21 protein-coding genes are annotated in these 25,934 nt (G+C 41.7%); 5 read left to right on the top strand and 16 right to left on the bottom strand.

Features of this window, described 5'->3' with window-relative positions:
* From C1A07_RS02505 to C1A07_RS02525, 5 genes are all read right to left on the bottom strand, one after another.
* Positions 1 to 765 (bottom strand): TrmH family RNA methyltransferase, encoded by a 765-nt coding sequence (locus C1A07_RS02505; RefSeq protein WP_101878004.1) that lies wholly within the window; start codon positions 763 to 765, stop codon positions 1 to 3.
* A gap of 32 nt (positions 766 to 797) precedes the next feature.
* Positions 798 to 2,708 (bottom strand): NAD(+) synthase, encoded by a 1,911-nt coding sequence (locus tag C1A07_RS02510; protein ID WP_101875707.1) that lies wholly within the window; start codon positions 2,706 to 2,708, stop codon positions 798 to 800.
* Positions 2,709 to 2,734: 26 nt separating this feature from the next.
* Positions 2,735 to 4,114: an MATE family efflux transporter gene (locus C1A07_RS02515; protein ID WP_330399393.1), complete on the bottom strand. Its 1,380-nt coding sequence runs from the start codon at positions 4,112 to 4,114 to the stop codon at positions 2,735 to 2,737.
* Positions 4,115 to 4,683: 569 nt separating this feature from the next.
* Positions 4,684 to 5,349 (bottom strand): SdpI family protein, encoded by a 666-nt coding sequence (locus C1A07_RS02520; RefSeq protein WP_101875708.1) that lies wholly within the window; start codon positions 5,347 to 5,349, stop codon positions 4,684 to 4,686.
* Entirely contained in the window at positions 5,339 to 5,614 is a 276-nt protein-coding gene (locus tag C1A07_RS02525; protein WP_101875709.1) for an autorepressor SdpR family transcription factor, read from the bottom strand. The genes C1A07_RS02520 and C1A07_RS02525 overlap by 11 nt, the downstream gene beginning before the upstream one ends.
* A gap of 174 nt (positions 5,615 to 5,788) precedes the next feature.
* Between C1A07_RS02525 and C1A07_RS02530 the strand changes: the two genes are divergently transcribed.
* Both C1A07_RS02530 and C1A07_RS02535 read left to right on the top strand, forming a co-directional pair.
* Positions 5,789 to 6,244: an RrF2 family transcriptional regulator gene (locus C1A07_RS02530; RefSeq protein ID WP_101875710.1), complete on the top strand. Its 456-nt coding sequence runs from the start codon at positions 5,789 to 5,791 to the stop codon at positions 6,242 to 6,244.
* A complete protein-coding gene (locus C1A07_RS02535) occupies positions 6,241 to 6,984 on the top strand; it encodes a tRNA threonylcarbamoyladenosine dehydratase (protein WP_101875711.1) in 744 nt (247 codons plus the stop codon). The genes C1A07_RS02530 and C1A07_RS02535 overlap by 4 nt, the downstream gene beginning before the upstream one ends.
* Positions 6,985 to 7,000: 16 nt before the next feature.
* On the opposite strand, the gene C1A07_RS02540 is transcribed toward C1A07_RS02535, so the two are convergent.
* Positions 7,001 to 7,882 carry a YitT family protein gene (locus C1A07_RS02540; RefSeq protein WP_101875712.1) on the bottom strand — a complete coding sequence of 294 codons (882 nt, stop codon included), beginning with the start codon at positions 7,880 to 7,882 and terminating at the stop codon, positions 7,001 to 7,003.
* Between the two features lie 356 nt (positions 7,883 to 8,238).
* Here C1A07_RS02540 and C1A07_RS02545 point away from each other — a divergent pair, with 356 nt between their 5' ends.
* Together C1A07_RS02545 and C1A07_RS02550 are read left to right on the top strand one after the other, a co-directional pair.
* Positions 8,239 to 9,657 (top strand): spore germination protein, encoded by a 1,419-nt coding sequence (locus C1A07_RS02545; RefSeq protein WP_101875713.1) that lies wholly within the window; start codon positions 8,239 to 8,241, stop codon positions 9,655 to 9,657.
* A gap of 60 nt (positions 9,658 to 9,717) precedes the next feature.
* Complete coding sequence (locus tag C1A07_RS02550; RefSeq protein WP_101875714.1) at positions 9,718 to 10,620, top strand: DNA-3-methyladenine glycosylase 2; 903 nt, start codon at positions 9,718 to 9,720, stop codon at positions 10,618 to 10,620.
* A gap of 62 nt (positions 10,621 to 10,682) precedes the next feature.
* Here C1A07_RS02550 and guaB read toward each other — a convergent pair whose 3' ends face one another.
* The 3 genes from guaB to C1A07_RS02565 form a co-directional block, all read right to left on the bottom strand.
* Entirely contained in the window at positions 10,683 to 12,137 is a 1,455-nt protein-coding gene (guaB, locus tag C1A07_RS02555; protein WP_101875715.1) for an IMP dehydrogenase, read from the bottom strand.
* A gap of 249 nt (positions 12,138 to 12,386) precedes the next feature.
* On the bottom strand, positions 12,387 to 14,009 hold the full coding sequence (gene groL, locus C1A07_RS02560) for a chaperonin GroEL (RefSeq protein ID WP_101875716.1): 1,623 nt from the start codon (positions 14,007 to 14,009) through the stop codon (positions 12,387 to 12,389).
* Positions 14,010 to 14,056: 47 nt separating this feature from the next.
* Positions 14,057 to 14,341 carry a co-chaperone GroES gene (locus C1A07_RS02565; protein WP_101875717.1) on the bottom strand — a complete coding sequence of 95 codons (285 nt, stop codon included), beginning with the start codon at positions 14,339 to 14,341 and terminating at the stop codon, positions 14,057 to 14,059.
* A 239-nt stretch (positions 14,342 to 14,580) separates the two neighbouring features.
* Here C1A07_RS02565 and C1A07_RS02570 point away from each other — a divergent pair, with 239 nt between their 5' ends.
* On the top strand, positions 14,581 to 15,249 hold the full coding sequence (locus C1A07_RS02570; protein ID WP_101875718.1) for a hypothetical protein: 669 nt from the start codon (positions 14,581 to 14,583) through the stop codon (positions 15,247 to 15,249).
* Positions 15,250 to 15,377: 128 nt separating this feature from the next.
* Here C1A07_RS02570 and pdxR read toward each other — a convergent pair whose 3' ends face one another.
* The 7 genes from pdxR to aroQ form a co-directional block, all read right to left on the bottom strand.
* A complete protein-coding gene (gene pdxR / locus C1A07_RS02575) occupies positions 15,378 to 16,799 on the bottom strand; it encodes a MocR-like pyridoxine biosynthesis transcription factor PdxR (protein WP_101875719.1) in 1,422 nt (473 codons plus the stop codon).
* 90 nt (positions 16,800 to 16,889) lie between these two features.
* Positions 16,890 to 18,587, bottom strand: a complete 1,698-nt coding sequence (locus C1A07_RS02580) for a glutamine--tRNA ligase/YqeY domain fusion protein (protein ID WP_101875720.1) — start codon at positions 18,585 to 18,587, stop codon at positions 16,890 to 16,892.
* 73 nt (positions 18,588 to 18,660) lie between these two features.
* Positions 18,661 to 21,813, bottom strand: coding sequence for a DEAD/DEAH box helicase (locus C1A07_RS02585; RefSeq protein WP_101875721.1), 3,153 nt, complete (start codon positions 21,811 to 21,813; stop codon positions 18,661 to 18,663).
* A gap of 34 nt (positions 21,814 to 21,847) precedes the next feature.
* Entirely contained in the window at positions 21,848 to 23,605 is a 1,758-nt protein-coding gene (gene argS / locus C1A07_RS02590) for an arginine--tRNA ligase (protein WP_101875722.1), read from the bottom strand.
* Positions 23,606 to 23,651: 46 nt separating this feature from the next.
* Complete coding sequence (locus C1A07_RS02595; protein WP_180952159.1) at positions 23,652 to 24,725, bottom strand: acyltransferase; 1,074 nt, start codon at positions 24,723 to 24,725, stop codon at positions 23,652 to 23,654.
* Positions 24,726 to 24,849: 124 nt separating this feature from the next.
* Positions 24,850 to 25,407, bottom strand: a complete 558-nt coding sequence (efp, locus tag C1A07_RS02600) for an elongation factor P (RefSeq protein ID WP_101875724.1) — start codon at positions 25,405 to 25,407, stop codon at positions 24,850 to 24,852.
* An 84-nt stretch (positions 25,408 to 25,491) separates the two neighbouring features.
* A complete protein-coding gene (gene aroQ, locus C1A07_RS02605; RefSeq protein WP_101875725.1) occupies positions 25,492 to 25,932 on the bottom strand; it encodes a type II 3-dehydroquinate dehydratase in 441 nt (146 codons plus the stop codon).
* Positions 25,933 to 25,934 lie beyond the last annotated feature (2 nt).

Consider the following 25,934-nt stretch of genomic DNA (forward strand, 5'->3'; position numbering starts at 1 on the left):
TCACCTCCTCTGTCTTGCGGCCTCAAACATAAGCACAGAGGCGGCAACTGCAGCATTTAAAGATTCCACCTTTCCAAGCATGGGAATTTTTATTTTTCTGTCAGCCATCTGGACAATAGAATCTGAAAGGCCCCTCGCCTCATTGCCAATTAAAAAGGCTGTCTTTCCCCTGTAATCCTCTTTGTCGTAATCTTTCTGTCCCTTTAAATGAGCTGCATAAAAAGTAATTCCCATTTTTTTCAGCTCAGTTACAGCATCACTTAAATCATCTGTATAATAAAACGGCACCCGGTAAATAGCGCCCATGGTAGAGCGTATGACCTTAGGACTGAAAATATCCACAGTTTCTCTGTTCATCAGAACGCCGGTCATCCCCGCTCCCTCTCCTGCTCTTACAATCGTCCCTAAATTTCCCGGGTCCTGCAAGGTTTCCAATGCTGCTATATGGGCATTTTCTCCCACAATATCCTGAAGTTTATAAACAGGCTGGCGGACTAAAGCTAAAATCCCCTGAGGCGTCTGGGTGTCAGCCATGGCTTTCATAACCTCCTGGGAAACCACCTCATAGCTGCAGTCCCCAAGCAGCTCTTCATTATTTTTCAAAAAACTTTCTGACACATATACTTTTTCCAGCCAGTCCCTTGGCGCCTCTTTAAACATTTTCGGCCCCTCTACAATAAACAGGCCTGTTTCTCTCCTGTATTTTGCTTTCTGTCCCAAAGCTACAGCCTGTTTTACCTGGCTGTTAGATGTACTTGTTATCATAAATCTGCTCTTTTCTCTATATTTTATACATTTTAAAGCTTTTCTAATTCCTCCAGCCACAGCCTTGCAGATGCATCGCTTGGCATACGCAGGTCGCCTCTGGGCGAAACTGCCACAGACCCTACCTTAGGTCCGTCAGGAAGGCAGGAACGTTTAAATTGCTGGCTGAAAAACCTGCGGTAAAATACCTTCAGCCATTTTAGTATTTCCTGACTCTCATATTGTCCATAAAATGCCTGAACTGCCAGCCTGTAAACCTTCCCAGGGGTACTGCCGTACCGGAGAATATGGAACAAATAAAAGTCGTGCAGCTCATAAGGCCCCACCAAATCCTCAGTTTTCTGAGATATATTTCCATCCTCAGGAGGCAGCAGCTCAGGGCTTACAGGAGTGTCTAACACATCATAAAGCACATTTTTTAATTCCTCTTCTCTGCATGTATCTGCACAATACCTGACTAAATGGCGGACTAAGGTTTTTGGAACAGAGGCGTTCACCCCGTACATAGACATGTGGTCTCCATTATAAGTAGCCCATCCTAAAGCCAGCTCCGACATATCCCCTGTTCCAATTACCATGCCGTTTACCTGGTTTGCAACATCCATAAGCACCTGGGTCCTCTCTCTTGCCTGAGAATTCTCATATGTTACATTGTGAAGGCCCGGATCATGTTCAATATCCTTAAAATGCTGATTGACTGCCTCTTTAATATCTATCTCCCTTAACTGTGCTCCCAGCCTTTTTGTCATTGTACATGCGTTTTTATATGTTCTGTCCGTAGTTCCAAAGCAAGGCATAGTGATACAGTGAATCTGTTCTCTTGGAATCCCCATTAAATCAAAGGCTTTTGCCGTAACAAGCAGAGCCAGAGTGGAATCTAAGCCTCCGGAAATTCCGATTACAGCGTGAGAACACCCTGTATGCTCCAATCTTTTCTTTAATCCCATTGCCTGAATCCCAAAAATTTCTTCGCATCGCTTTTCCCTGTTTTTAGCCTCAGCCGGCACAAAAGGAGCAGGATCTATAAAACGTTCCAACTTAACGTCCTCTATATTCAGATTAAAAGAAACCGTCCAATAATCCTCCCATCCTTTACTGCGAAATGTGCTGATGCGCCTGCGCTCTGCAGAAATTCTTTCTAAATCCAAATCAGCTTTAGTAAGACCTGTGTCAAACAAGCTGGATTCTCTTAAAAGAGTTCCGTTTTCTCCGATGATACAGTGACCGCCGAATACTAAATCCTGAGTAGATTCTCCATCTCCTGCGTTAGAATAAATATAGCCGCAGACTAATCTGGAGGACTGCCCGGCAATCAAAGACCTTCTATAGTTGGATTTTCCCGTAGTTTCATCACTGGCAGAGCAATTTACAATCACCGTAGCTCCCGCCTCCGCATGTCTGGCGCCGGGAGGGCACGCCACCCACAAATCCTCGCATATTTCAGCGCCTATCACCAGATCCTTCATATTTTCACATTCAAAAAGAATATTTCCTCCAAAAGGTATTCTGATTCCATTCCAGGAAATAATTTTCACCTCCGGAATTCCAGGCTCAAAATATCTTCTCTCATAAAATTCACTGTAATTTGGAATATTAATTTTCGTTATCACTCCCAAAAGACAGCCGTTCTGAACTGCTGCAGCCGCGTTGTAAAGCTTTCCTCCATTTTCCCACGGAAGGCCTACAAACACCATAATATCCGACCCTTCTGTAGCCTTCATAACCTGAAGCAGACCTTCCTCCGCCCCCTTAATCAATGTTTTCTGCATAAATAAATCGCCGCACGTATATGCTGTAAGAGCTAATTCCGGAAACACTAAAACCTTTATTCCCTGCTCTTTTCCCTCTTCTATTAAACGGCAGATCTCCCCGCTATTCCACTGTGGATCTGCAACCTTTATTTTAGGTGTTGCCGCTGCAACCTTTAAAAATCCGTCTCTCATAGTATCTCTGCTCCTTTATCTCACATCTATTTTTTACTGGCTGCAAGTGCCATTTGCTCCTCTGATGGAATCCATTTTACAAACCTGCAGTATACAAGATCCATAGTTACAGTTGTCAGCCATGTAATAGGATAACACCAGATTACTGCCTGGAAGCTTGGGAAATAGGGAACTAAAAAATTAATATATATCATTCTCAGTATACACATATTTCCTATGCCGATCATCATAGCAGCCACCATTCTGCCCGCTCCTCTGTAAGCTCCCATAAGCACCTGATGAACTGCCATTGTAACATAAAAAGGTAAAATAATCACAATGGCCCTATGTCCATAGCTGACTACGGAAGCATCATCTGTGAAAATCCCTAAGATTTTCTCTCCAAATAAATACAAAAGCGCTGATACACTTACTGTATAAGTAGCGCTGATAATAATGTTCTGAACCACTCCCTTTTTTACCCTGTCTCTTTTACCAGCTCCAATATTCTGCCCTGTAAATGTGGTGGCGGCCATACATGTGCTTTGCAAAGGCAGCAGTACAAAGCCGTCAATTTTAGAATATGCGCCGTAGCCCGCCATAGCGGCCGGGCCATATACATTTACGTTGGCCTGCACAATTACATTAGATAGGGAGATAATAGACTGCTGAAGTCCGCTGGGGATTCCTATAGACAAAATTCTCTTCATCATCCGCCTGTCTATTTTCAGCTTTTCCAGTTCCAGCCTGTATGATTCCTTTGTTCTCAGCAATGCTTTTAAAACTAAGGCTGCCGACACCCCCTGGGAGGCTACAGTGGCGATTCCAACACCCTCCACTCCCATTTTAAATCCCACTACTAAAACTAAATCTAAAACAATATTTGTCAGGGAGGACACGCATAAATAATACAACGGCCTTTTTGAATCTCCCACTGCCCTAAGGACTCCCGCCCCCATATTATATACTAAATTAAACAATGAGCCACAGAAAAAAATTCTCAAGTACGAAATAGAGCTTTCAATTACATCTTCCGGAGTCTTCATCCACTTTAAAATCCCCGGCGTAATAATAACTCCTATTACAATTAAAGCAGTTCCCCCAATAATACTTAAAGCCATGCAGGTATGCACAGCCCACTGCAGCTTCTGTTTATCTTTTGCTCCATAATACTGTGAAATAATTACGCCTGCTCCTGTGGCAATGCCTAAAAACATTCCAATAATCAGATTAATTAACGAGTTGCTGGTGCCTACTGCCGCCAAGGCCTCTTTCCCCACAAACTTGCCTACTACTATAGAATCTACTGTATTATACAGCTGCTGAAATAAATTTCCAGCTAAAAGCGGCATAGAAAATGCCAGGAGCTGCTTCCAGATAACGCCTTCTGTCATCAAAACTCCTTTTACATCTTTTTCCGGATCCACCCCAATCCCCTCTTTTCTCTTTTGACATGCTACTCTTTATCATAACACACTTTTATAATAAAAACTATCAATAGCACATAAAAAAGGGATACTGTTATATTCTCATACAGTATCCCTTTTCACTGCTCTTGATCCATTGGATTGTACCTCTCTTTATATATTGCGGAACCTTTCATCCGCCTGGATAAAACCCTCTGATTATCTTCATCTATACTCACCTTTCCAGTCAGCCTGCATTCTCGAATATTAATCTATTTAGGAATAGCTGGACACTTGTAATACAATTATAATTCCATGATACTTTCTCGTCATATCATATAAGGGTGCATTCCATTTTATTGTCCTAAAATATACTTCAGCCTGCCTGACCTAGAAAACTGCTTCCTGAGGGTTAGCTTATGTTTTCTTTGGACCGTACCTCCTTTTCTGAAATTGACATTTCTTTTTTAACTGTCTTTATTATACCTTCTCCCCAAATATTTGTCAACCTTTTTTGTGATTTATTTTTATGAAACTGAAAATTTTGTATTTTTGTAAAATTATTCAGAGAATTATAATAATATATTCTTTTAGTTTAAAGGGTTGCTTTTTTTACACTGGTCTTTTTTCCACCAGATATAAGACATAACGTAGGGGATCAAAGCCGCCGCCATCACTGCAGCCATACTTACAGGAAACGCTGCACTCGCCGGCAGCAGCCACACAGCGGCTATCATAATAATTCCTGCGCCTACAAATAATTTTCCGGCTAATCTGTGGGTTTTCCTCCAGTTCTCCTCATCAGACAAAGCCCAGGGAGAACGCACGCCCATATAAAAATTGCTTTTTACCTTAGGCATATAATTTCCAATAAATATTAATAAAACTCCCACTAAAAAAGACACTGCTTTATCTACGGAAACCCTGCCTGGATAAAAGGCCTCGCTTATAATAATACTCATCATGGCTACCAGAAACAGCTGAATCCCTAGGCATATTATATCATAAAATTTCTGGAATTTACTATAATTCTTCCTTCTGGGGTCCAACTTTGGCAATACCTGAAACAAAATTGTGAAAAACACCAGAAGCCCCACCATAAACCATATCTGAATTTTTTCCCCATACTCCACATTTCCCTGTAAATCCCAGTGCACCGGAATTTTCTTAGGCAGCTTTCCGTATAAAACTCCTACTGCCGCCGCAGCTGCAACAGGTATTCCGTATCTTATTATTTTTAAAATATTATTTCTCATATCTTTCTCCTTTCAAGTCTAAAATCCAGTTTAATATATCGTCTACTACAGAGGTATTTAAAGTATAGTAAATATACTTTCCCTGCTTTTCATCATCTATAAGGCCTGCCTGCTTTAATACTGACAGATGATGAGATACTGTAGCGCCTGTCATATGAAACTGCTCCACAATTTCCCCGGCGGACAAGGGTCCGTTTTTCAGCAGTACTAATATTTCTCTTCTTGTAGGGTCGGACAGCGCTTTAAATGTATTTCCAAAACTCATTGAATCACCTCTATCATTTAGATATTTTTCTAAATATCTAAATATATTGTACCACAGAATTTCTTATTTACAATATTTTTTTGCCAAAAAGATTTTACATTTCTCTTAATATCGTGTAAAATGATTTTATATCCTACTAAACAGATAAGAATTATAGGAAGGAATCGGTAAAACATGAAAATTTCCACAAAAGGGCGTTATGCATTAAGAATGATGCTGGAATTTGCCATGCATCCAGATCAATGTACAAAGATCAATCAGGTGGCTGAACGCCAGAACATTTCAGAAAAATACTTGGAGCAGATTGTTACAATTTTAAACAGAGCAGGTTATGTAAAAAGCGTTCGAGGAGCACAGGGAGGCTATCACCTTGCCATGGCTCCCTCTCAATATACAGTAGGTATGATATTGCGGCTTACTGAGGGCAATCTGGCCCCAGTTCCCTGCCTGGAGGATGAAAACAACCAGTGCAGTCGTTCTCAGTTCTGCGTTACAGTAAATATATGGAAAAAATTAGGGGATGCAATTAACCAGACAGTAGACAGTATTACTTTGCAGGACTTGGTAGATGAACAAAAAGAGATTGACAGACAGCTGCAGAATGCCTGGCCGGAAGGAGCGCAGCTATGAGTGCTCAAGAATATGCTTTTTCCCGAACTGAATTATTGCTGGGCAAAGAGCACATGAAGCGGCTGTCAGAAAGCGCCGTTGTAGTCCTGGGCATTGGAGGGGTAGGCTCTCACTGTACAGAGGCCCTGGCCCGCTGTAATATTGGCACTTTGATCTTAGTTGATAATGACACTGTCTCTGTAACTAATATTAACCGCCAGGCTGTTGCATATCAAAGTACTGTGGGAAAACCAAAGGTTTCTGTAATGAAACAGATGATTCACCAAATTAATCCTAAGGCAAATGTAATTACTTTTGAAACTTTTCTTCTGCCTGAAAATACAGAAGCTGTATTTCATTCCATTCAGCAGCAATTAGGCAGAAATCCCGACTATGTTGTAGATGGAATTGATACTGTTTCAGCAAAGCTGGCTGCTGCCCAGTACTGTACTGATCACAGTATTCCCATTTTAGCTTCTATGGGCACAGGAAACAAGCTTCACCCTGAACAATTTCAAATTGCAGATATTTATGAAACTTCTGTCTGTCCTTTATGCCGGGTGATGCGCAAAGAACTGAAGGCCAGAAATATTTCTTCTTTAAAGGTCCTCTATTCTAAAGAACAGCCTTTAAAACCTTCTGCCGGCGCCGAAGCGCCCTCCCCTGGCAAACGGGCGGTGCCTGGAAGTATTTCCTTTGTGCCTCCTGCTGCAGGTCTGATAATTGCCGGTCAGGTAATCCGGGATATTCTTAAAATCTAATATGTAAAAGGCGCCTCTATTCCAGGGGCGCCTGATAAAATTTTCCAAAGAAATTTGTAGTTTTAAATTCGTTTATTATAATATTCTCATCTACTTCCTGAAGCAGACGGACAATATCATTTACTTCATAAGAAGAAACAACTGTGTGAAGTAAATACATTTTCCTTCTGCTGTATCCTCCTATGGCTTCCACACAGGAAAGGCCATGGCGGCATCCCTTCACATAAGCCTTAATTACTTCATCTGCCTTTGTAGTTGTAATCTGCAAAGTGACTCTTTCATATCTGTGATGAAAAGAGGATACTATTTTAGTGGAAACGAACTGAAATATTATCGAATATCCTGCGTATTTCCATCCAAAAATCCGACCAAAAATGGTCAGCAGCACCACATTTCCAATAAATACATAGCTCCAGATAGACTGGCCTGTTTTGTTGGACACATAAAGAGCAATAAAATCTGTTCCTCCTGTAGATGCATTTCCTTTCAGTGCAATCACAATGGAAAATCCCATCAGCGCCCCGCCAAATAATACATTTAAGATCTGGTCCTGAAACATTACGTTAAAATCAAAAATCTTTAGAAATCCACTTGTGAGAAATACCTGCAGCATGGAAAATATTGTAAATTTCAGGTTAATACTTCTGCTGCACAAAATAGCAACAGGCACGTTTAAAAGCACCATTCCCAGAGAGGTAGAAAATCCAAATCCCAGAAGAGACGTAACTCTGTCAATTAGTATGGCAAGTCCTGTAAATCCTCCTGATAAAAGACCGGCAGGATTAACAAACGCCTGAATAACAAATGTCTGAAGTAATGATGAGCAAAGAACTGCAGCCGCCGTAATGCCATAACGGACTCTCACATCTTTTTTCCAAATTTTCCATTTTTTATACATAATTTAACTCCTGTGATTATATATCTCCCCTTATCATATGTCCGTCATTATTTTCCGGAGCGAAAAAGGGAACTACCTTTCCCCCACAGAAAGCAGCTCCCCAATCACGAACAACCGTACAACATTATATTTTGGTATCCCCATACCTTTTAAAACACACCTCTTGTGTTTCATATATACCAATATATCTTATATTGCTGCATTTGTCAATGCTATTTTGTTAATATGCACAATTTAGAACTTTCTATTCCTTATTTTTTATTAAAAATATCACTTTTTTTGTTGAGAATACATTTTCATATTTTTCTAAAAACTGCACATACTTCTTTTATTCCCATAAATAGAAGGAGGATACCATGAAATTTTCTCAGAAATTATCTGATAATATGTCGTTTCTGCAAAAGACTTTACAGGCTGAAACAAACTTTGATGTAGTTTACCGGGTCATACACATTGGCGGCAGGGAAGCCTGTCTTTATTTTATTGACGGATTCACAAAAGATGAAGTGCTGCTTCGCTTAATCCAGGCCTTTACCGCCATGAAGCCGGAAGATATGCCGAAAGAGGCCCACGGCTTTTCTAAAAAATATCTTCCTTATGGAGAGGTTGGGCTGATTACTGATTCTGACTCTATGATTGTGCAGCTGCTTATGGGAATTTCCTGCCTTTTCATTGACGGCTACGATTCCTGTCTTACTATTGACTGCCGCACTTACCCTGCCAGAGGCGTCAGTGAACCTGATAAAGATAAGGTTATGCGCGGTTCCAGAGACGGCTTTGTAGAAACATTGATTTTCAATACTGCCTTAATCCGCCGCAGAATCCGAGACCCAAAATTATCTATGGAAATTATGACTGCAGGCGAAAGCTCTCACACAGATATTGCCATCTGCTATATGAACGGCCGTGTGGACACTCATCTTCTGAATATGATTAAAGACAGAATCAGGGAGCTGCATGTGGACGCCTTAACTATGAATCAGGAAAGCCTGGCAGAATGTATTTACCCTCATAAATGGTACAATCCCTTTCCAAAATTTAAATTTTCTGAACGCCCTGATACTGCGGCAGCCTCTATATTAGAAGGCAGCATTATTATTTTAGTAGATAATTCTCCCTCTGCCATGATACTGCCGTCCTCAGTATTTGACATTATTGAAGAGGCTGACGACTACTATTTTCCTCCCATTACAGGCACATACCTGCGTTTGTCCAGAATGATTATCTCCCTGCTTACCCTTTTGCTGACGCCTACATGGCTTCTCCTTATGCAAAATCCTCAGTATATTCCTAAGTGGCTGGAATTTATACGGCTGTCTGACGAGATGCATGTAGCTTTAATATTTCAGCTTTTAATTTTGGAGTTTGCAATCGACGGCCTGCGCTTAGCAGCAGTTAATACTCCCAGTATGCTTACTACCCCGCTCAGTGTAATTGCCGGTATTGTGCTGGGAGAATACTCTGTGAAATCCGGGTGGTTTAACAGTGAAACTATGCTTTACATGGCCTTTGTCACTGTGGCCAATTACTCCCAGGCCAGCTTTGAGTTAGGATACGCCCTTAAATTTATGAGAATTATTTTGCTGGTGCTTACCTCTATTTTCAATTTCTGGGGCTTTGCAGCCGGATTGATTCTCTCTGTATGCGCCATTGTATTTAATAAAACTATTGCAGGAAAAAGCTATATTTATCCTCTGATACCATTTAGCTGGAGCGAATGCAAAAAACGTTTTTTCCGTGGACGTCTGCCTCACACTTTAAAAGACCAGTCATAATTTGATTTTATTAATATAATTGATTATAATAGATGTATCTTTTTAAGAAAGGGTACATCTATGCTTTTTTTACAGTCAGATTATTTTGATTTAAAACAAATAGCCGACTCCGGCCAATGCTTCCGCATGGTTCCCCTCAAAGACGCCCAAACTCCCTCCTGTTTTTCCAGGGAATCATCTGAAAAAACAACAGGCTTTTCTGTAATCAGCCGGTCCAGACTTTTAAAAATATATCAGCGCGGGGAGGAGTTCTTCTTTCACTGCCCTGATGAAGATAATGATTACTGGCTGTTTTATTTTGATTTAAAAAGAGATTATCAGTCTTTGGCCGCTTCCGTCAGCTGCGACGACCAATACTTATGTGCAGCTGCCAAAGCAGGAAGGGGAATCAGAATTTTAAACCAGGACCCATGGGAAATGATCATTACTTTTGTTATATCCCAGCAAAAAACCATTCCTAAAATCAGAGAGGCAGTGGAGGCATTAAGCCGTCACTATGGCTCGCCAATTCCTTCCAGTCCAGAAAGCTCAAGCTTTCCAGATCCATATCAGCTTTCTAAAGCCTCTTTAGAGGAGCTTCAAGCTTTAAAGCTGGGCTACAGAGCAAAGTATATTTACAGAATATGTCAGGATGCAGTTTTAGGCCATTTAGACCTTTCCCTTCTTCCGGCTATGAATTACAGTCAGGCTATGGAATACCTTACTAAATTTTACGGAATCGGCACAAAAGTTGCCAACTGTATCTGTCTGTTCGGGCTTCACCAAATTGACGCCTTTCCTGTGGACACCTGGATTCAAAAAATACTTTTAAAAGAATACTATAATGATTCTTACTCTGACGTGCCAAAATCCAAAATATACGAGAAAATTGTTAAGGACCATTTCAGCCAATATAAAGGTTACGCCGGTTTAATGCAGCAGTATATTTTCTTCTACGAAAGGCTGCTTCAGGGAAAGGGTTGAAAAAAGCTGCCTCCGAAAATATCACCGGAAGGCAGCTTTTATATTATATATAGCGGTCCTGTTTACTCGTCAATGCTGTAGTTAGGAGCTTCTTTTGTAATGTGAATATCGTGAGGATGGCTTTCCTTTAAGGAGGCTGCTGAAATTTTTACAAATCTGCCTGTCTGCTGAAGTGTAGTAATATCTTTTGCTCCGCAGTAGCCCATACCTGCTCTAAGGCCTCCTAACAGCTGGAATACTGTGTCTTCCACCATTCCTTTGTACGCCACGCGGCCTTCTACGCCTTCTGGAACCAGCTTTTTCGCATCATTCTGGAAGTAACGGTCCTTACTTCCGTTTTCCATAGCGGCAATAGAGCCCATGCCTCGGTAAACCTTATATTTTCTTCCCTGATACAGCTCAAATGTACCTGGGCTTTCATCACAGCCGGCAAACATGCTTCCCATCATACATACGCTTCCGCCTGCGGCAATGGCCTTTGTAATGTCTCCAGAATACTTAATGCCTCCGTCTGCAATAATAGGAATGCCGTATTCTTTAGCCACTTCGTAGCAGTCCATAACAGCTGAAATCTGAGGCACGCCAATACCTGCAACGACACGTGTTGTACAGATAGAACCTGGTCCAATGCCGACTTTAACAGCATCAGCGCCTGCTTCAATTAAGTCTCTGGTGGCTTCTCCTGTTGCTACGTTTCCTGCAATTATCTGAAGATCAGGATATTTTTCTTTGATCATCTTCACGCAGTTTACCACATTAATAGAATGGCCGTGAGCAGAATCCAGCACAACTACGTCTACCTTTGCCTCCACCAGGGCATCCACTCTGTCCAGAACGTTTGCCGTAATGCCTACTCCTGCTCCGCACAGCAGTCTGCCCTGCTCGTCCTTTGCTGACAGCGGGTACTTAATCTGCTTTTCAATATCTTTAATTGTAATAAGGCCTTTTAAGTTAAAATCGTCATCCACAATAGGAAGCTTTTCCACTCTTGCTTTTGCCAGAATCTTTTTGGCTTCAGTGAGAGTGATGCCTTCTTTTGCAGTCACCAGGTTTTTGGAGGTCATGCATTCTTTAATCTTTTTATCAAAATCTTCCTCAAACTTCAGATCCCGGTTTGTAATAATACCTACCAATTTTCTGCCCTCTGTAATGGGCACGCCTGAAATGCGGAACTTACCCATCAATTCGTCTGCATCCTTTAATGTATGCTCTGGAGATAAATAAAATGGATCTGTAATAACTCCGTTTTCAGAGCGCTTTACCTTGTCTACCTCTTCTGCCTGCTCCTCAATAGACATATTTTTATGAATAATACCGATACCGCCCTGTCTTGCCATGGCAATTGCCATTCTGTGCTCAGTAACAGTATCCATTCCCGCACTCATCAGCGGAATATTCAGTTTGATTTTTTTTGTAAGCTGTGTAGTGATGTCAACCTGATTCGGAATGACTTCTGAATAGGATGGAACTAAAAGCACGTCGTCAAAAGTAATGCCGTCACCAATAATCTTACCCATTAGTTTTTCCTCACTTTCCTATATGTTTTATTAGTTATTTTAATAAAAAGCTATAGAGTTATTAGTACCTAATTTATCAGACTTTCAGGCAGATGTCAAATAAAATTATTTAGAACTTCATATTCATTTTTCTTATATGCTGTCATTATAAAAGCTAATATTCTTCTTAACAGTACAAAAAGGCGCTGTAAAAATAAGATCAGAAACCTTTCTGTTTATTTTTACAGCGCCATATTTATTGTTATTAAATTACATCATTCCCATTCCGCCTGGAGCTGGTGGCATAGCTGGTGCCGGTTCTTTAATATCAGCTACTACAGACTCTGTTGTCAGCAAGGTGGAAGCTACGCTTGTTGCGTTCTGCAAAGCGCTTCTTGTAACCTTAGCAGGATCCAGAATACCTGCCTTGATCATATCTACATACTCTTCCTTGTATGCATCAAAGCCTACGCCTACTTCTGCCTCTGCCACTTTATTAATAATTACAGAGCCTTCCAGACCTGCGTTGGCAGCAATGTGGTACAGAGGAGCCTCTAAAGCCTTGAGAATAATCTTTCCGCCTGTCTTCTCGTCTCCGTCCATATCTGCTACTAAGCCTTCTACAGCCTTAGCTGCATGAATATATGCTGAACCGCCGCCTGCAATGATTCCTTCTTCTACAGCTGCCTTTGTAGCTGCCAAAGCGTCTTCCATACGAAGCTTTGCTTCTTTCATCTCAGTTTCTGTAGCTGCGCCTACTCTGATTACAGCTACTCCGCCTGCCAGCTTAGCCAGTCTTTCCTGAAGCTTCTCCCTGTCAAAGTCAGATGTTGTCTCTTCAATCTGAGCCTTAATCTGGGAAACTCTTGCGCTGATCTCGGCTTTATCGCCTAAACCGTCTACAATAATAGTATTTTCCTTCTGAACCTTTACAGATTTTGCTCTGCCCAGCTGATCCATAGTAACATCCTTCAGATCCAGTCCCAGTTCTTCAGAGATTACCTGGCCGCCAGTAAGAATTGCAATATCCTTCAGCATCTCTTTTCTTCTGTCGCCGTATCCAGGAGCCTTTACTGCAACAACATTAAATGTGCCTCTCAGCTTGTTGACGATTAAAGTAGTTAAAGCTTCGCCTTCTACGTCCTCTGCTACAATGAGAAGCTTTGCTCCTGTTTTTACAATCTGCTCTAACAGAGGAAGGATCTCCTGAATGTTGGAAATCTTTTTATCAGTAATTAAAATAAACGGGTCGTCCATAACAGCTTCCATTTTGTCCATATCTGTGCACATATATGCAGAGATATAACCGCGGTCAAACTGCATTCCCTCTACCAGATCTAACTCTGTTTTCATTGTCTTGGACTCTTCAATTGTAATAACGCCGTCTTTGGAAACCTTCTCCATAGCGTCTGCAACCAGCTCTCCTACCTCGTCGTCAGAAGCGGAAATCGCTGCGACTCTGGCAATCTGGTCTTTGCCTTCAATCGGCTTGCTCATTTTAGCAATCTCTTCCACAGCAGCCTCTGTAGCCTTTTTCATACCCTTTCTTAAAACGATTGGGTTAGCGCCTGCTGCCAGGTTTTTCATTCCTTCGTTAATCATTGCCTGAGCTAAAACTGTAGCTGTAGTAGTTCCGTCTCCGGCTACGTCGTTAGTTTTTGTAGCAACCTCTTTTACCAGCTGTGCTCCCATATTTTCAAATGCATCGGATAATTCGATTTCTTTTGCAATGGTTACACCGTCGTTTGTGATTAAAGGAGCGCCGAAAGATTTATCTAAAACTACGTTTCTTCCTTTTGGTCCTAATGTTACTCTTACAGTATCTGCCAGCTGGTTAACGCCTGCCTCTAATGCTTTTCTGGCTTCTACGCCATACTTAATTTCTTTTGCCATGTTTAATTCCTCCAGTCTCTGTTATATAAATTTGAAATTAACTGTTATTATTCAATGACAGCTAAAATATCGCTCTGCTTAACAATCACATATTTTTCTTCATCCACTTCCACTTCGCTTCCAGCGTATTTGGAGTAGATTACTTTATCTCCTGTTTTAACCTGCATAGTGATCTCTTTGCCGTCCACTACTCCGCCTGGTCCTACTGCAACTACTTCTGCCTGCTGTGGTTTTTCTTTTGCCTGACCTGGCAGCACAATTCCAGATTTTGTAGTTTCTTCTGCTACTAACTGTTTTAAAACAATACGGTCAAATAATGGAACTAACTTCATAAAAAATGCCTCCTTAAATCCTGTTCTTTTTTTTATCCGGAAAATGAAATTCCGGTTTCTTCTCTCTTTACAAATAATGTTATACCACTCATTATTAGCACTGTCAATAGTTGAGTGCTAATTTTTTCCTCTTCTCTCATTAGTTTATAGAAATTTTCTAAAGTTATGCCTTTCTTTTTTGCACATTTCGTATTAAAATATAAAATAATGAAACTGTTTTAAAGAAGGGAGACTTTCAAATGGGAAAAAGAATTGGGAAATGGGTTGCATTAGCCACGATTGCAGGCGCTGCAGCGGCGGGGATTTCTTATATCGCCAAGTACAAATCTTTCAATAAAGAGCTGGAAGAGGATTTTCACGATTTTGAGGACGACGAGGAGCCGGCGGAGGATACTGCTGCCAGCCGTAAGTATGTTTCCCTCAGTTCCGACAAAGACGAATTTGTAGTAGCTGCCGGCGATATGGTCAGCGCAGCCAAAGATATGGTAAAGGATACTGCCGCTATTGTATCTGACGCCACAAAAGACGTGGCTTTAGCAGCTAAGGATTCTGCTCAGATTGCCAAGGAGCGGATGGCTGCCGCCAAGGATAAGTTCCAGGAAAAGGTAAGTGAAAAAAAGGACGAGTGGAAGGAAAAGATGGCTGCCGCTAAAAAGTACGGCGAGGACGCTGCAGAAGACATTACAGACGCTGTATATGAAGTTGTAGAGGAAGCTTCTGAAGCTGCCAAAGAAAGTATTTCCTCCGCTGCAGACTCTGTCAACAGCGCTGTGGAAAGCGCTTCTAAGACGGCTGAGGAGGCTGTAGAAAAGACTTCCCAGGCTGTATCTGAGACTGTTCAGCAGGCAGCCGACGCCGCTGAAGCCGCAGCAGAAAAGGTAACTGCTAAAATCACAGAAGAATCTTAAATTCATTTTATCACTGCCAATTAATATGACGTTTTTAAAAGACGGCTGTTTCTAAACACCTTAGTATTTTCATTCAGCCGTCTTTTTCTTTTTTATTTTCTCTTTTAATTTCAGAAGCATTTCTTCTTTTACATATCCTGCCATGCTTCCTCTAAAAGCCTTACCCCGGTTTTAATTTGATCCTCAGTTAGATTTGCATACCCCAGTATTACTGTATTGCTGTATTCCTCACCAGAAGTTTTGCCTTCAATTAAATACGAAGACATGCCGTATACCCTGACTCCTTTTTCCTCTGCTCTTTTTATGTAGAGCTTTTCTTCCGCCTGGTTTTTAGAGGTTAAAAGGATATGCAGCCCTGCATTTTCACCTCTAACATGAAAGTTTTTTTCCAGTTTTTTCAGCTCTCCTAACAGCAGATCATGTTTTGTCCTATATATGGCCCTCATTCTGTTTAGATGACGTTCATAATGCCCTTCCTCCAAAAAATAATATAAAATATTTTGGTCCGTCCTGGGCACTGTACAGGCGTAAAAACCTGCTTTTTCTCTGTATTTCTTTAAAAGAGCAGGAGGCAGAACCATATAGCTGACTCGAATAGCAGGGGCAATAGATTTAGAAAATGTTCCAAGATAGATCACTTTCTCCTCTGCATCCATTCCCTGAAGAGCCGGCACAGGCTTTCCCTTATACCGAAATTCACTGTCATAATCATCTTCTATTAAGTATCGTTCCGCCTTTCTGCCTGCCCACTGCAAAAGCTCCTGCCGCCTTTTCACAGGCATAACAATTCCTGTGGGATACTGGTGGGACGGCATTATATAGGCGATCTGTGCCCCGCTGTTTTCCAAGGCCAAAGGCTCCATTCCAAAGGCGTCCATTTCCACTGGTTCCATTTCCATCCCCAGGCTTTCTAACACTCTGTACGCCTGCTTGTAAGTAGGATTTTCCATGGCAATTTTCAATCCTCTCTTAAGCACCTGACATAAAAGCATAAGCAGATATTCGCTGCCGGCTCCCACAATAATCTGCTCTGATGTACATACAACTCCTCTGGCAGAGTGAAGATAGTCTTTTATGGCTCTCCTCAGTTCTCTCTCCCCCTGGGCATCTCCGGCTGCAAATATTTCTTTATTTCCCTCTCCCAATACATTCCTGGAAAGTTTTCTCCACACCTGAAATGGAAAGCTGCTAAGATCCACCCCCCTGGGAGAAAAGTCCACTTTCCAGGAAGATTTTTCTCTAAAATCCTTTTCCTGTTTTATAGCCTCCGGAAAAAATGTTTTCCCGCCTATTTCTATTAACTGATCAATCTCAGCCACAAAATATCCCTTACAGGGAACGGCTTCTATATAACCTTCTGATACCAGCTGATCATAAGAAAGCTGAGTCGTACTTCTGCTGACCTTTAAATTTTCCGCCAAACGCCTGGTGGATGGCAGACGAAGCCCGGCCTTCATATTTCCGTTTTTAATCTCGCTTTTTATATATCTGTAAATTTGCTCATACAGAGGAGCCTCGTCCTTCCCCTCAAAAGGTATTATTAAATCCATAACTTCCTCCATATTACAATAATGAAAAAAGAGGCTGCTGCAAAATAAATCGAAGAAAGCCTTCTAATATATTTTACAACAGCCCTTTTCCTACTTCTTATCTATTTTAAATGAGCTCTTTAAAGAAACAATTCTGTTAAATACCAGGTTTTCCGGCGTGCTGTCCTTACAATCTGTACAGAAAAATCCGTTTCTTACAAACTGGAAGCTGTCATATGCTTTAGAGTCTGCTAAAGCCGGCTCTGCATAGCACTCCTTTAATATTGTGAGAGAATTTGGATTCAGATTCAGGCTTCCGTCCTCATTTAACTTTCCCTTTTCTTCATCTACAATATTTTCGTAAAGGCGGCACTCTACCTTTAAAGCTGTCTTGGCCGCTACCCAGTGAATGGTTCCCTTCACCTTTCTTCCAGTAAAGCCGGAGCCGCTTTTTGTCTCTGGATCATAAGTACAATGAACCGCTGTTACTCTGCCGTTTTCATCTTTCTCACAGCCAGTACATGTAACAAAGTAAGCTCCCATTAAACGCACTTCATTTCCCGGAAACAAGCGGAAATATTTTTTAGGAGGCTCTTCCATAAAATCTTCCCGTTCAATATAAAGCTCTTTTCCAAAAGGTACTTTTCTGTCTCCCAGCTCTGGATTTTCCAGGTTATTGGGAATGTCCAGCTCTTCTATCTGATCCTCTGGATAATTGTCGATTACCAGCTTTACAGGATCTAAAATAGCCATCATTCTAGACTTTTTCAGTTTTAAATCCTCCCTGATACAGTACTCCAGCATAGCGTAATCTACAGAGCTGTTAGCCTTTGACACTCCCACCAAATCTACAAACATGCGGATTGATTCAGGAGTATAGCCTCTTCTTCTTAATGCTGCAATAGAGACAAGGCGGGGATCGTCCCAACCGTCTACGATTCCGTCCTCCACCAGCTTTTTAATATATCTTTTTCCTGTTACTACATTAGTTAAATACAGCTTTGCAAACTCTATCTGTCTGGGAGGATTTTCAAACTCACACTCTTTTACTACCCAATCGTATAATGGTCTGTGATCTTCAAATTCCAAGGTGCAGATAGAGTGTGTAATATTCTCTACAGCATCCTCAATAGGATGAGCAAAATCATACATAGGATAAATGCACCACTGATCCCCTGTGTTGTGGTGAGTCATGTGAGCTACACGGTAAATAACAGGATCTCTCATATTAATGTTGGGAGATGCCATGTCGATCTTTGCCCGGAGAACCTTCTCTCCGTCCTTATACACACCGTTTTTCATATCCTCAAACAGCTTCAGGTTCTCCTCCACTGTTCTGTTTCTGTATGGACTTTCTTTTCCAGGAGTTTTAAAGTCTCCTCTGTACTCCCTAATCTCCTCTGCTGTCAAATCGCATACAAAGGCCTTCCCCTTTTTAATCAGAAAAACAGCGCACTGGTACATTTTTTCAAAGTAATCAGAGGCAAAAAACAGACGGTCCTCATAATCAGCTCCCAGCCATTTTACATCTGCCTTAATAGATTCCACAAACTCTATTTTTTCCTTTGTAGGGTTTGTGTCGTCAAATCTTAAATTAAACTTTCCCTTGTACTCGTTGGCCAACCCGTAGTTGAGCAAAATAGATTTTGCATGACCGATGTGCAGATATCCGTTTGGCTCCGGAGGAAATCTTGTCTGTACATGATTGTACACTCCCTCAGCCAAATCCTTTTCTATTTCCTGTTCAATAAAATTTTTAGAAACTACTTCTTTTTCCTCAGCCTCTGCCACAGGCTTTTTCTCTTCCATAATCGTTCCTCCATCAAAGATGTCATTAGTATAAGCAAGTATAACAAAAAAATATACGTTCGGCAAGGATTTGTTAATTTCCCAGCAGTTCCAGCAAATCTTCTTTTGTCAGGCTGGAGAGAGAAACTGTTCCCTCCGCTATAATTTGTTCTGCCAAAGCTTTTTTAGATTCCTGCAGCGTTAAAATGTTTTCCTCTATAGTATTTTTTGTAATCAGCTTAAACACAGATACCTGCCGCTCCTGCCCGATTCTATATACTCTGTCAGTAGCCTGATTTTGAGCCGCCACATTCCACCATGGGTCATAGTGTATAACCACGTCTGCTGCAGTCAGGTTTAGACCTGTTCCCCCTGCCTTTAAGGAGATTAAAAATACGGGAGTATCATCTCTTCCAAAAGCATCTACTAAACGTGTCCGCTCTTCTTTTGGCGTTGCTCCTGTAAGTACGTGGAAATCAATTTCTTCTTTTTTCAGTCTTTTCCCTATGATTTCCAACATAGAAGTAAACTGAGAAAACAAAAGAATTTTATGTCCTCCTGAAACTCCGTTTTTCACCAGATCTATACATGTTTCCAGCTTTGCAGAATCCCCTTTATAATTCTGATAACACAGGGAGGGATCACAGCAAATCTGCCTAAGCCTTGTAAGGCCCGCCAGAATCTGCAGCTTATCCTTTCCTTCTCCCTTACCTTCCTCCAGCTGTTTTTTCAGCAAACTTGCGTTAGCTGCGTAAAGCTCCCTTTGATTATCTCCAAACAAGGAGTATACTGTGGTTTCCAGTTTTTCCGGCAGTTCTTTTAAAACCTGATTTTTCAGCCTTCTCAGCACAAAGGGCCTGATCAGACGGTGAAGATTTTTTAATGCCCGATCGTTCTGGTCCCTGATTACCGGCATCTCATACTCTTTTTTAAATTTCTGATACCCAAAAAGCAATCCGGGCATTAAATAATCAAAAATACTCCACAGCTCGCTTAGTCTATTTTCCACCGGGGTTCCCGTTAAGGCAAATCTGGTTTTTGCCTCTATCAGCTTTACTGCCTTGGCGCTTTGTGTTCCCGCATTTTTTATATATTGGGCCTCGTCTATAATTTGATATCTGAAAACATTGCCCTGGTAATATATTATATCTCTTTTCAAAAGATCATATGATGTAACCGCCACCTCATACTGGTTTAATCTTCTGATCTTTTCCTGCCTTTCCTGGCTGTTCCCTGTAATAGTAACAAGCTTTAAAGAAGGAGCAAATCTGGCAGTTTCAATTTCCCAGTTATATACAAGAGAAGCAGGGCAAATAATCAGAGAAGGCAGCAGCTCCTCCTCTCTGCTGTTTTCTGCATAATCCAACAGCAAAGCAATTACCTGGACGGTTTTTCCAAGGCCCATATCGTCGGCCAGAATCCCGCCAAAGCCGTAGCAATCCAGAGTCTTCATCCATCGAAATCCTGTTTTCTGATATCCTCTCAGCATGTCGGACATAGAAGAAGGCACGTCAAATTCGCTGTCCTCCACTGCCTTCATTCCTCTTACTAAAGATTTAAACATCTGATCTCTGTAAAAAGACAGGCTTCCCTCTTCCCGCAGCATACTGTTTAAATACAAGGCTCTGTATTTAGGAAGCTGAATAAACTCTTTCTGCAGCTCTGATTTTGAAATTGAAAGGCTGTCCACCAAGGTGGATACTGTAAATAAACCTCCGTCCTCCAGCTGCAGAAACTCCCCGTTTTTCAGTCTGTGATATTTTTTCTTCTGTCTGTATTCTGACAAAATTTTTACTAGCTCTGCCTTTGACATATCCGGCATATCAATGGTAAGCTCCAGCCAGTTTTCCTGACTTTTAATTCCCACGGACATTTTAGGAGGAGGCAATACTTTCATTTTCCCCAGCTGCTCAGATACGTAAACCTCTCCCAAATCCATAAACTCCGGGATACCCTCTGTCAGCAAATAATATATAGCGTCCTCGTCGTCCCTGATTACCAGGCTGTTGCTTTCATCTTCCCAGTACTTAAAATATTTCCCGATTACCTGGCTGATCCGAAATTCCCCCGGCACGTCTCTGCAAACTGTTCTGGGCACCTTTTCATCTTCCATGGGATGAAATGTAAAGTCCCCGTAAGACAGCATAGGCTGCATCACAATCTCATTCGGTCCCTGGCTGTCAAACTCAAATCTGGCCTTTAATTCTAAAGGTCTGTAATCCTCCAGATTGACCCCTTCCTCCTGGATCACCCCATAACGGCTGATTTTCTGCAGTACCCGTTCGAAAAACAGAGGCATGTCTCTGTCATTAATCTCAAGCTGCCTGCGGCCGCCCTGGCCTTTCATCATATACTTCATAAAAATTTTCAGGGTACTGCTGCATTCCTCATCACAGCAATACAGCTTATTGCCGTCTAAAATATATAAATGCTTTTCCCCCTCCATCATTTCAAGCTGTCTGTTCATGGAGAGAATCACACCGTCTCGTCCGGCTCTTTCTGCCTTAAAAACCAGATTAGGATTTTCCTGAACTACTGTTACTGCTCTGCAGCTTCCCCCGTGAAGCTGCACCTCCAGCGTCTGCTCCATAAGAAGTTTGAAAAATCCGTCTCTTTCTCCTACTCCCAGCTGCAGCTCCCTGATTGCGGAAGGCAGTCCGCCGCCTCTTTGAAATTGTCTGTAATATTCATTATAAATATTTACCAGCTTTACTGCAAACTCAGCTAAGGGCCGGCTGTTTTCTGTAAATGCCTCCAAACTGTGATGAAAAGAAAAGTTCTTTCCATATTCCATCAAGCTTCCGTTTTTTACTGCTTCTGCAAAAGTACAAAGGTCTTTTACCATATAAAGTCGGTTTCTGCCTACACGAAATTCTACCTTTACTCCCCCGCCGGCCAGTAAAAGTCTGGGAACAAAAGCAATCTTTTCTTTCTCGCCTTCTGCAATAATCAGAGCCACCTCCCTGTTGGTGTATTCCCTGACCATTGTCCGGACCTCCTGGGCTGTATAAGTCATTCGCCGACTGTCTTTATGAACCTCTTTTTTCCACTTTTCAAAAAGGGCTGTGCAATGTCTGCACATGCCCTTGTAAGAATTCCCCTCCTGACAGGAACAAGTATAGTCAAATACTTGATCTCCTTTTACATAAATGGAGGCTTTATATTCTTCTCCCTGGTCCTTTGCCAGGCCTTTCACGCCAACCTCGCCTTTCCAGAAAGTGTTGACGGTCATATCAGATATTTCCATGAGTCTCCTCTCGAAACATATGCTTATAGATTCTTTACATACGCTCCGGCGCTTCAATACCAAGCAGGTCAATACATGTTTCCAGCACGCTTTTTGCCAGACCGATTAAAAGCAGCCAGCTTTCTCTCTGGGCTTTATCTTCCTCTGACAAAATCTTCGTATCATGGTAAAAACGGTTGCAGGCATTGGACAAATCATACACATACTGACAGATTTTATGAGGCGCTGTCTCCCCAAAGCTGTTCATAAGCACCTCATTATACTTAGAAATTTCCAGCTGGAGAGCCTTTTCTGCCTCTGTCACTGCCGGCAGAATTTTAGCAGATTTGTCAATCTCCCCGTATTTATTTAAAATAGATTTAATTCTTACAATCGTATATAAAATATAAGGACCTGTATTTCCCTCAAAGGAAATAAATCTGTCCACGTCAAATACATAATCCTTAGCCGCCTGATTAGACAGATCTCCGTACTTTAAGGCGGAAAGTCCTACAATACCTGCCGTCTCCCTTGCCTCTTCCTCAGTCACTGTCCTGTTTTCCATAATTCTGTCAAACACAGCCTCATTTATTTCGGAAATCAAGGTTTCCAGGCGCATAACCCCGCCTTCTCTTGTTTTAAAAGGCTTTCCGTCTTTTCCGTTCATAGTGCCAAAGCCCAGGAAAATCATAGGAGTATCCTGGGATACAATTCCTGCCTTTTTGGCAACCCGGAACACCTGGGTAAAGTGCAGCTCCTGCCTTTTATCCACCACATAAATATAGCGATTAGGGGAGAAATCCTGCTCTCTTTCTACTAATGTAGCTAAATCCGAGGTAGCGTAAAGGGCTGCTCCGTCCGACTTTCTCACAATACAGGGAGGAAGCTCCTTAGAATCACTGTCCTCGGCAATATCCACCACTAAAGCGCCCTGGCTTTCATATGCCAGTCCCTTATCTATTAAATCCTGAATCAACCCTGGAATATAAGGTTGGGCATCGCTTTCCCCCTTCCAAAGGTCAAAGTGTACATTCAGATTATTATAATTTTTCTTTAAATCCGCTACAGACACATTCATAATGTGCTTCCAGATAGCCCGGTAAGGAGCATACCCGTTCTGCAGCTGAAAAGTTGCAGTCTGGGCTCTTTCTTTAAAAGCTTCATCTGTTTTTGATTTTCCACTGGCAGCAGGATAAATTTCTTCCAGCTCTCCGATGGTAAACGGAGCCTCCTCAGGATATTCTCCCTGGAAATTTTCATCAAAATATGGAAGCTCTGGCTTTCTGTCCCTCAATTCTTCAATAATCAGGCCCATCTGAAGCCCCCAGTCGCCAAGATGCACATCGCCAATTACATTGTGGCCCAGAAAACGTCCCATTCTTTTTATGCTTTCACCGATTATAGCCGCCCTTAAATGTCCTACGTGAAGAGGCTTGGCCACATTAGCTCCGCCGTAGTCCACAATAATAGTCTCCGGCTTCTCCACTTCCTCCAGACCCAGTTTTTCTGCCTTAGACATACTGTTTATATAGTCTGCCAGCCAGGTCTCCTGCAGTTTTATATTAATAAATCCAGGCATCACAGCTTCCACTTGCGAAAACATTGAATCCCCCGACAGCTTTTCCGCTACATTATGAGCAATATCAGTGGGCTTCTTTTTGTACGCCTTGGCAGCTGCCATCGCCCCATTGCACTGGTACTCACATAAATCTGGTCTGTTAGACAGAACCGCCTTGGCATAGGAGGCATCGTAGCCGCTTTCAGTAAATGCTGGAGCCAGCTTTTCTGCAATTAAATCCAGAATTTTTTTCATACTTTGTTGTCCCCTTCCTTCTATCTATTTTCATTCTATATATATCTTAATCCGAATTTTTATTATACGGCAAGCCTACTGGAAAAGCAAGGGAAAAAACATATCTTATTCCCCTTACTGCTGTATTGTCAAAAATAAAAGCAAATCCTGCTGACAGCAGAAAAGTGGCCGTAGCTCTCAGTCCTGTTCCCCAAAAATAATGCTGGTTTTCCAATTCCGGAAATAATATAGGTCTGACAAATTGCTGAAGGAGTAAAAAGTGGATCAAATAAATAGAATAACTGTACTTACTGATCCAGCTGACAGCCTTTTTTACATAATTGTTCTTTACTTCCCCGTAAAACTCAAATGTCAAAAAAATTGCCGCCCCTATGGCCATCATAGCAGGAGATAGATCATGGATATTAGCTCCCGTTCCAAGCTCCAGCCGCTTTTGCGCCACTGTAATTAAAAGCCCTGCCGCTCCCAAAAAAATAAACACTTTATAATCCTTTTTTGCACACAGCCGCCTTAATCCATATCCTAATATATAGTAGATACACCACCCGGAGAAAATTACATACTGAAAAGCCGTTTGGACACTAAATCCCAGATTTTCTCCTAATGTAATCATGGCCTGCACCCCTATTACTATTCCAAGCAGCCATTTTAACTCCACATCTTTCATGGCGCAGGTCATTCTGCTTAAAAAGGGCGTACATAAATAAAGTCCAAACAGCACGTACATAAACCACATGTGAGAGGCCTCCGGCAATTCACCTGAAATCAGCTCTGTAAAAAATAGATGTATATATTTACACATAAAAATTTTCTCTTCCGCCTTCACAGCCCACACTATAAAATAAACGGCGCCATAAAGCACAAACGGCACTATTATGGCTTTTATTCTTTTTTTATAAAACTCACCTATACTTTCAGGGGGAGACTGAAGAAGAAACAAACCGCTGAGCATAAAATATATTCCCACCGCAGACAACAGCACCGGCGTCACAATCCAGTGAAACCACACCTGTCTGGAGGTAATGGCCTGAGCAGGCAGACAATGAACTCCAATAATTGCCCCAACACATAAAGCTCTCAGAAAATCATATCTAATATCCCGTTTTTTATTCTCTTTCAAAATATATCCTTCCATATTCCCGGAGAAACTAACTTATATTTCTGGGGAAAAAGAGTGCAGGCGTGAATTTTCTACGAGTCAAAAAAAGAGGCCTGCAGCGCAGCCCCCCTTTTTACATTTTCTCTTATACTCTGGAAAGATATTCGCCTGTACGAGTATCAATTTTAATCTTGTCTCCCTGGCTTACAAACAGAGGTACCTGTACGCTTGCTCCCGTCTCAACAATAGCTGGCTTTGTAGCTCCTGTAGCTGTATCTCCCTTGAAACCTGGCTCTGTATCAGTGATCTCCAGTTCAACAAACAAAGGAGGCTCTACAGAGAATACGTTTCCATTGTAGGAACATACCTTACACATTTCATTTTCCTTTACAAACTTCAGTGCATCTCCGATTGTATCGCCATTTAACGCTACCTGATCGTAGTTTTCTACGTTCATAAAGTGAAATAAATCACCGTCCGCGTAAAGATACTGCATGTCCACTCTGTCAATTCTTGCCTGTGGAAACTTCTCTGTTGGACGGAAGGTTCTCTCCACTACTCCGCCACTGATAATATTTTTAATCTTAGTTCTAACAAATGCTGCACCTTTACCTGGCTTCACATGCTGGAACTCCATAATCTGAAATACATTTCCCTCAATTTCAATGGTGAGGCCGTTTCTAAAATCACCAGCTGATACCATAAATGATATTCCTCCTTGTTATCTGTTCTTGTCTAATCCTAAATTAATCTTCTTCATTCTATACTAAAACAAGTGCATTTTCAACTATTTTTTGCAAAATTCTCCAGTGAGATAATCCATGGCCAAGACATAGCCCTCCAGCCCCAGACCCACCACCTGGCCTGTACATACAGGGGCTGTCACTGAAACATGGCGAAACTCCTCCCGCTTATGCACATTGGAAATATGCACCTCAATAATAGGCATGTCCACAGAAGCCAGGGCATCCCGCAAAGCAATACTATAATGGGTAAACGCTCCCGGATTAATAATAATCCCCTGAGTGCCGTCTCTGTAGGCCTCTTGAATCCTGTCAATAAGGCCTCCCTCATAATTACTTTGAAACACCTCTATCTGATGGCCTTCTTCTGCTCCTTTTTTCTCCAGCATACTTTTCAGCCACTCATAATTCCTTGTACCGTAAATTCCTTTTTCCCTAATACCTACAAAATTAATATTGGGGCCGTTTAATACTAACAGCTTCATTA

Source organism: Lachnoclostridium edouardi, from assembly GCF_900240245.1.
Classification (GTDB): Bacteria; Bacillota; Clostridia; order Lachnospirales; family Lachnospiraceae; genus Lachnoclostridium_A; species Lachnoclostridium_A edouardi.

Coding starts and splice junctions, on each gene's coding strand:
- C1A07_RS02505 (WP_101878004.1), bottom strand. CDS start 765: ATGATAACAAGTACATCTAACAGCCAGGTAAAACAGGCTGTAGCTTTG.
- C1A07_RS02510 (WP_101875707.1), bottom strand. CDS start 2,708: ATGAGAGACGGATTTTTAAAGGTTGCAGCGGCAACACCTAAAATAAAG.
- C1A07_RS02520 (WP_101875708.1), bottom strand. CDS start 5,349: ATGAGAAATAATATTTTAAAAATAATAAGATACGGAATACCTGTTGCA.
- C1A07_RS02525 (WP_101875709.1), bottom strand. CDS start 5,614: ATGAGTTTTGGAAATACATTTAAAGCGCTGTCCGACCCTACAAGAAGA.
- C1A07_RS02530 (WP_101875710.1), top strand. CDS start 5,789: ATGAAAATTTCCACAAAAGGGCGTTATGCATTAAGAATGATGCTGGAA.
- C1A07_RS02535 (WP_101875711.1), top strand. CDS start 6,241: ATGAGTGCTCAAGAATATGCTTTTTCCCGAACTGAATTATTGCTGGGC.
- C1A07_RS02540 (WP_101875712.1), bottom strand. CDS start 7,882: ATGTATAAAAAATGGAAAATTTGGAAAAAAGATGTGAGAGTCCGTTAT.
- C1A07_RS02545 (WP_101875713.1), top strand. CDS start 8,239: ATGAAATTTTCTCAGAAATTATCTGATAATATGTCGTTTCTGCAAAAG.
- C1A07_RS02550 (WP_101875714.1), top strand. CDS start 9,718: ATGCTTTTTTTACAGTCAGATTATTTTGATTTAAAACAAATAGCCGAC.
- guaB (WP_101875715.1), bottom strand. CDS start 12,137: ATGGGTAAGATTATTGGTGACGGCATTACTTTTGACGACGTGCTTTTA.
- groL (WP_101875716.1), bottom strand. CDS start 14,009: ATGGCAAAAGAAATTAAGTATGGCGTAGAAGCCAGAAAAGCATTAGAG.
- C1A07_RS02565 (WP_101875717.1), bottom strand. CDS start 14,341: ATGAAGTTAGTTCCATTATTTGACCGTATTGTTTTAAAACAGTTAGTA.
- C1A07_RS02570 (WP_101875718.1), top strand. CDS start 14,581: ATGGGAAAAAGAATTGGGAAATGGGTTGCATTAGCCACGATTGCAGGC.
- pdxR (WP_101875719.1), bottom strand. CDS start 16,799: ATGGATTTAATAATACCTTTTGAGGGGAAGGACGAGGCTCCTCTGTAT.
- C1A07_RS02580 (WP_101875720.1), bottom strand. CDS start 18,587: ATGGAAGAGAAAAAGCCTGTGGCAGAGGCTGAGGAAAAAGAAGTAGTT.
- C1A07_RS02585 (WP_101875721.1), bottom strand. CDS start 21,813: ATGGAAATATCTGATATGACCGTCAACACTTTCTGGAAAGGCGAGGTT.
- argS (WP_101875722.1), bottom strand. CDS start 23,605: ATGAAAAAAATTCTGGATTTAATTGCAGAAAAGCTGGCTCCAGCATTT.
- efp (WP_101875724.1), bottom strand. CDS start 25,407: ATGGTATCAGCTGGTGATTTTAGAAACGGCCTCACCATTGAAATTGAG.
- aroQ (WP_101875725.1), bottom strand. CDS start 25,932: ATGAAGCTGTTAGTATTAAACGGCCCCAATATTAATTTTGTAGGTATT.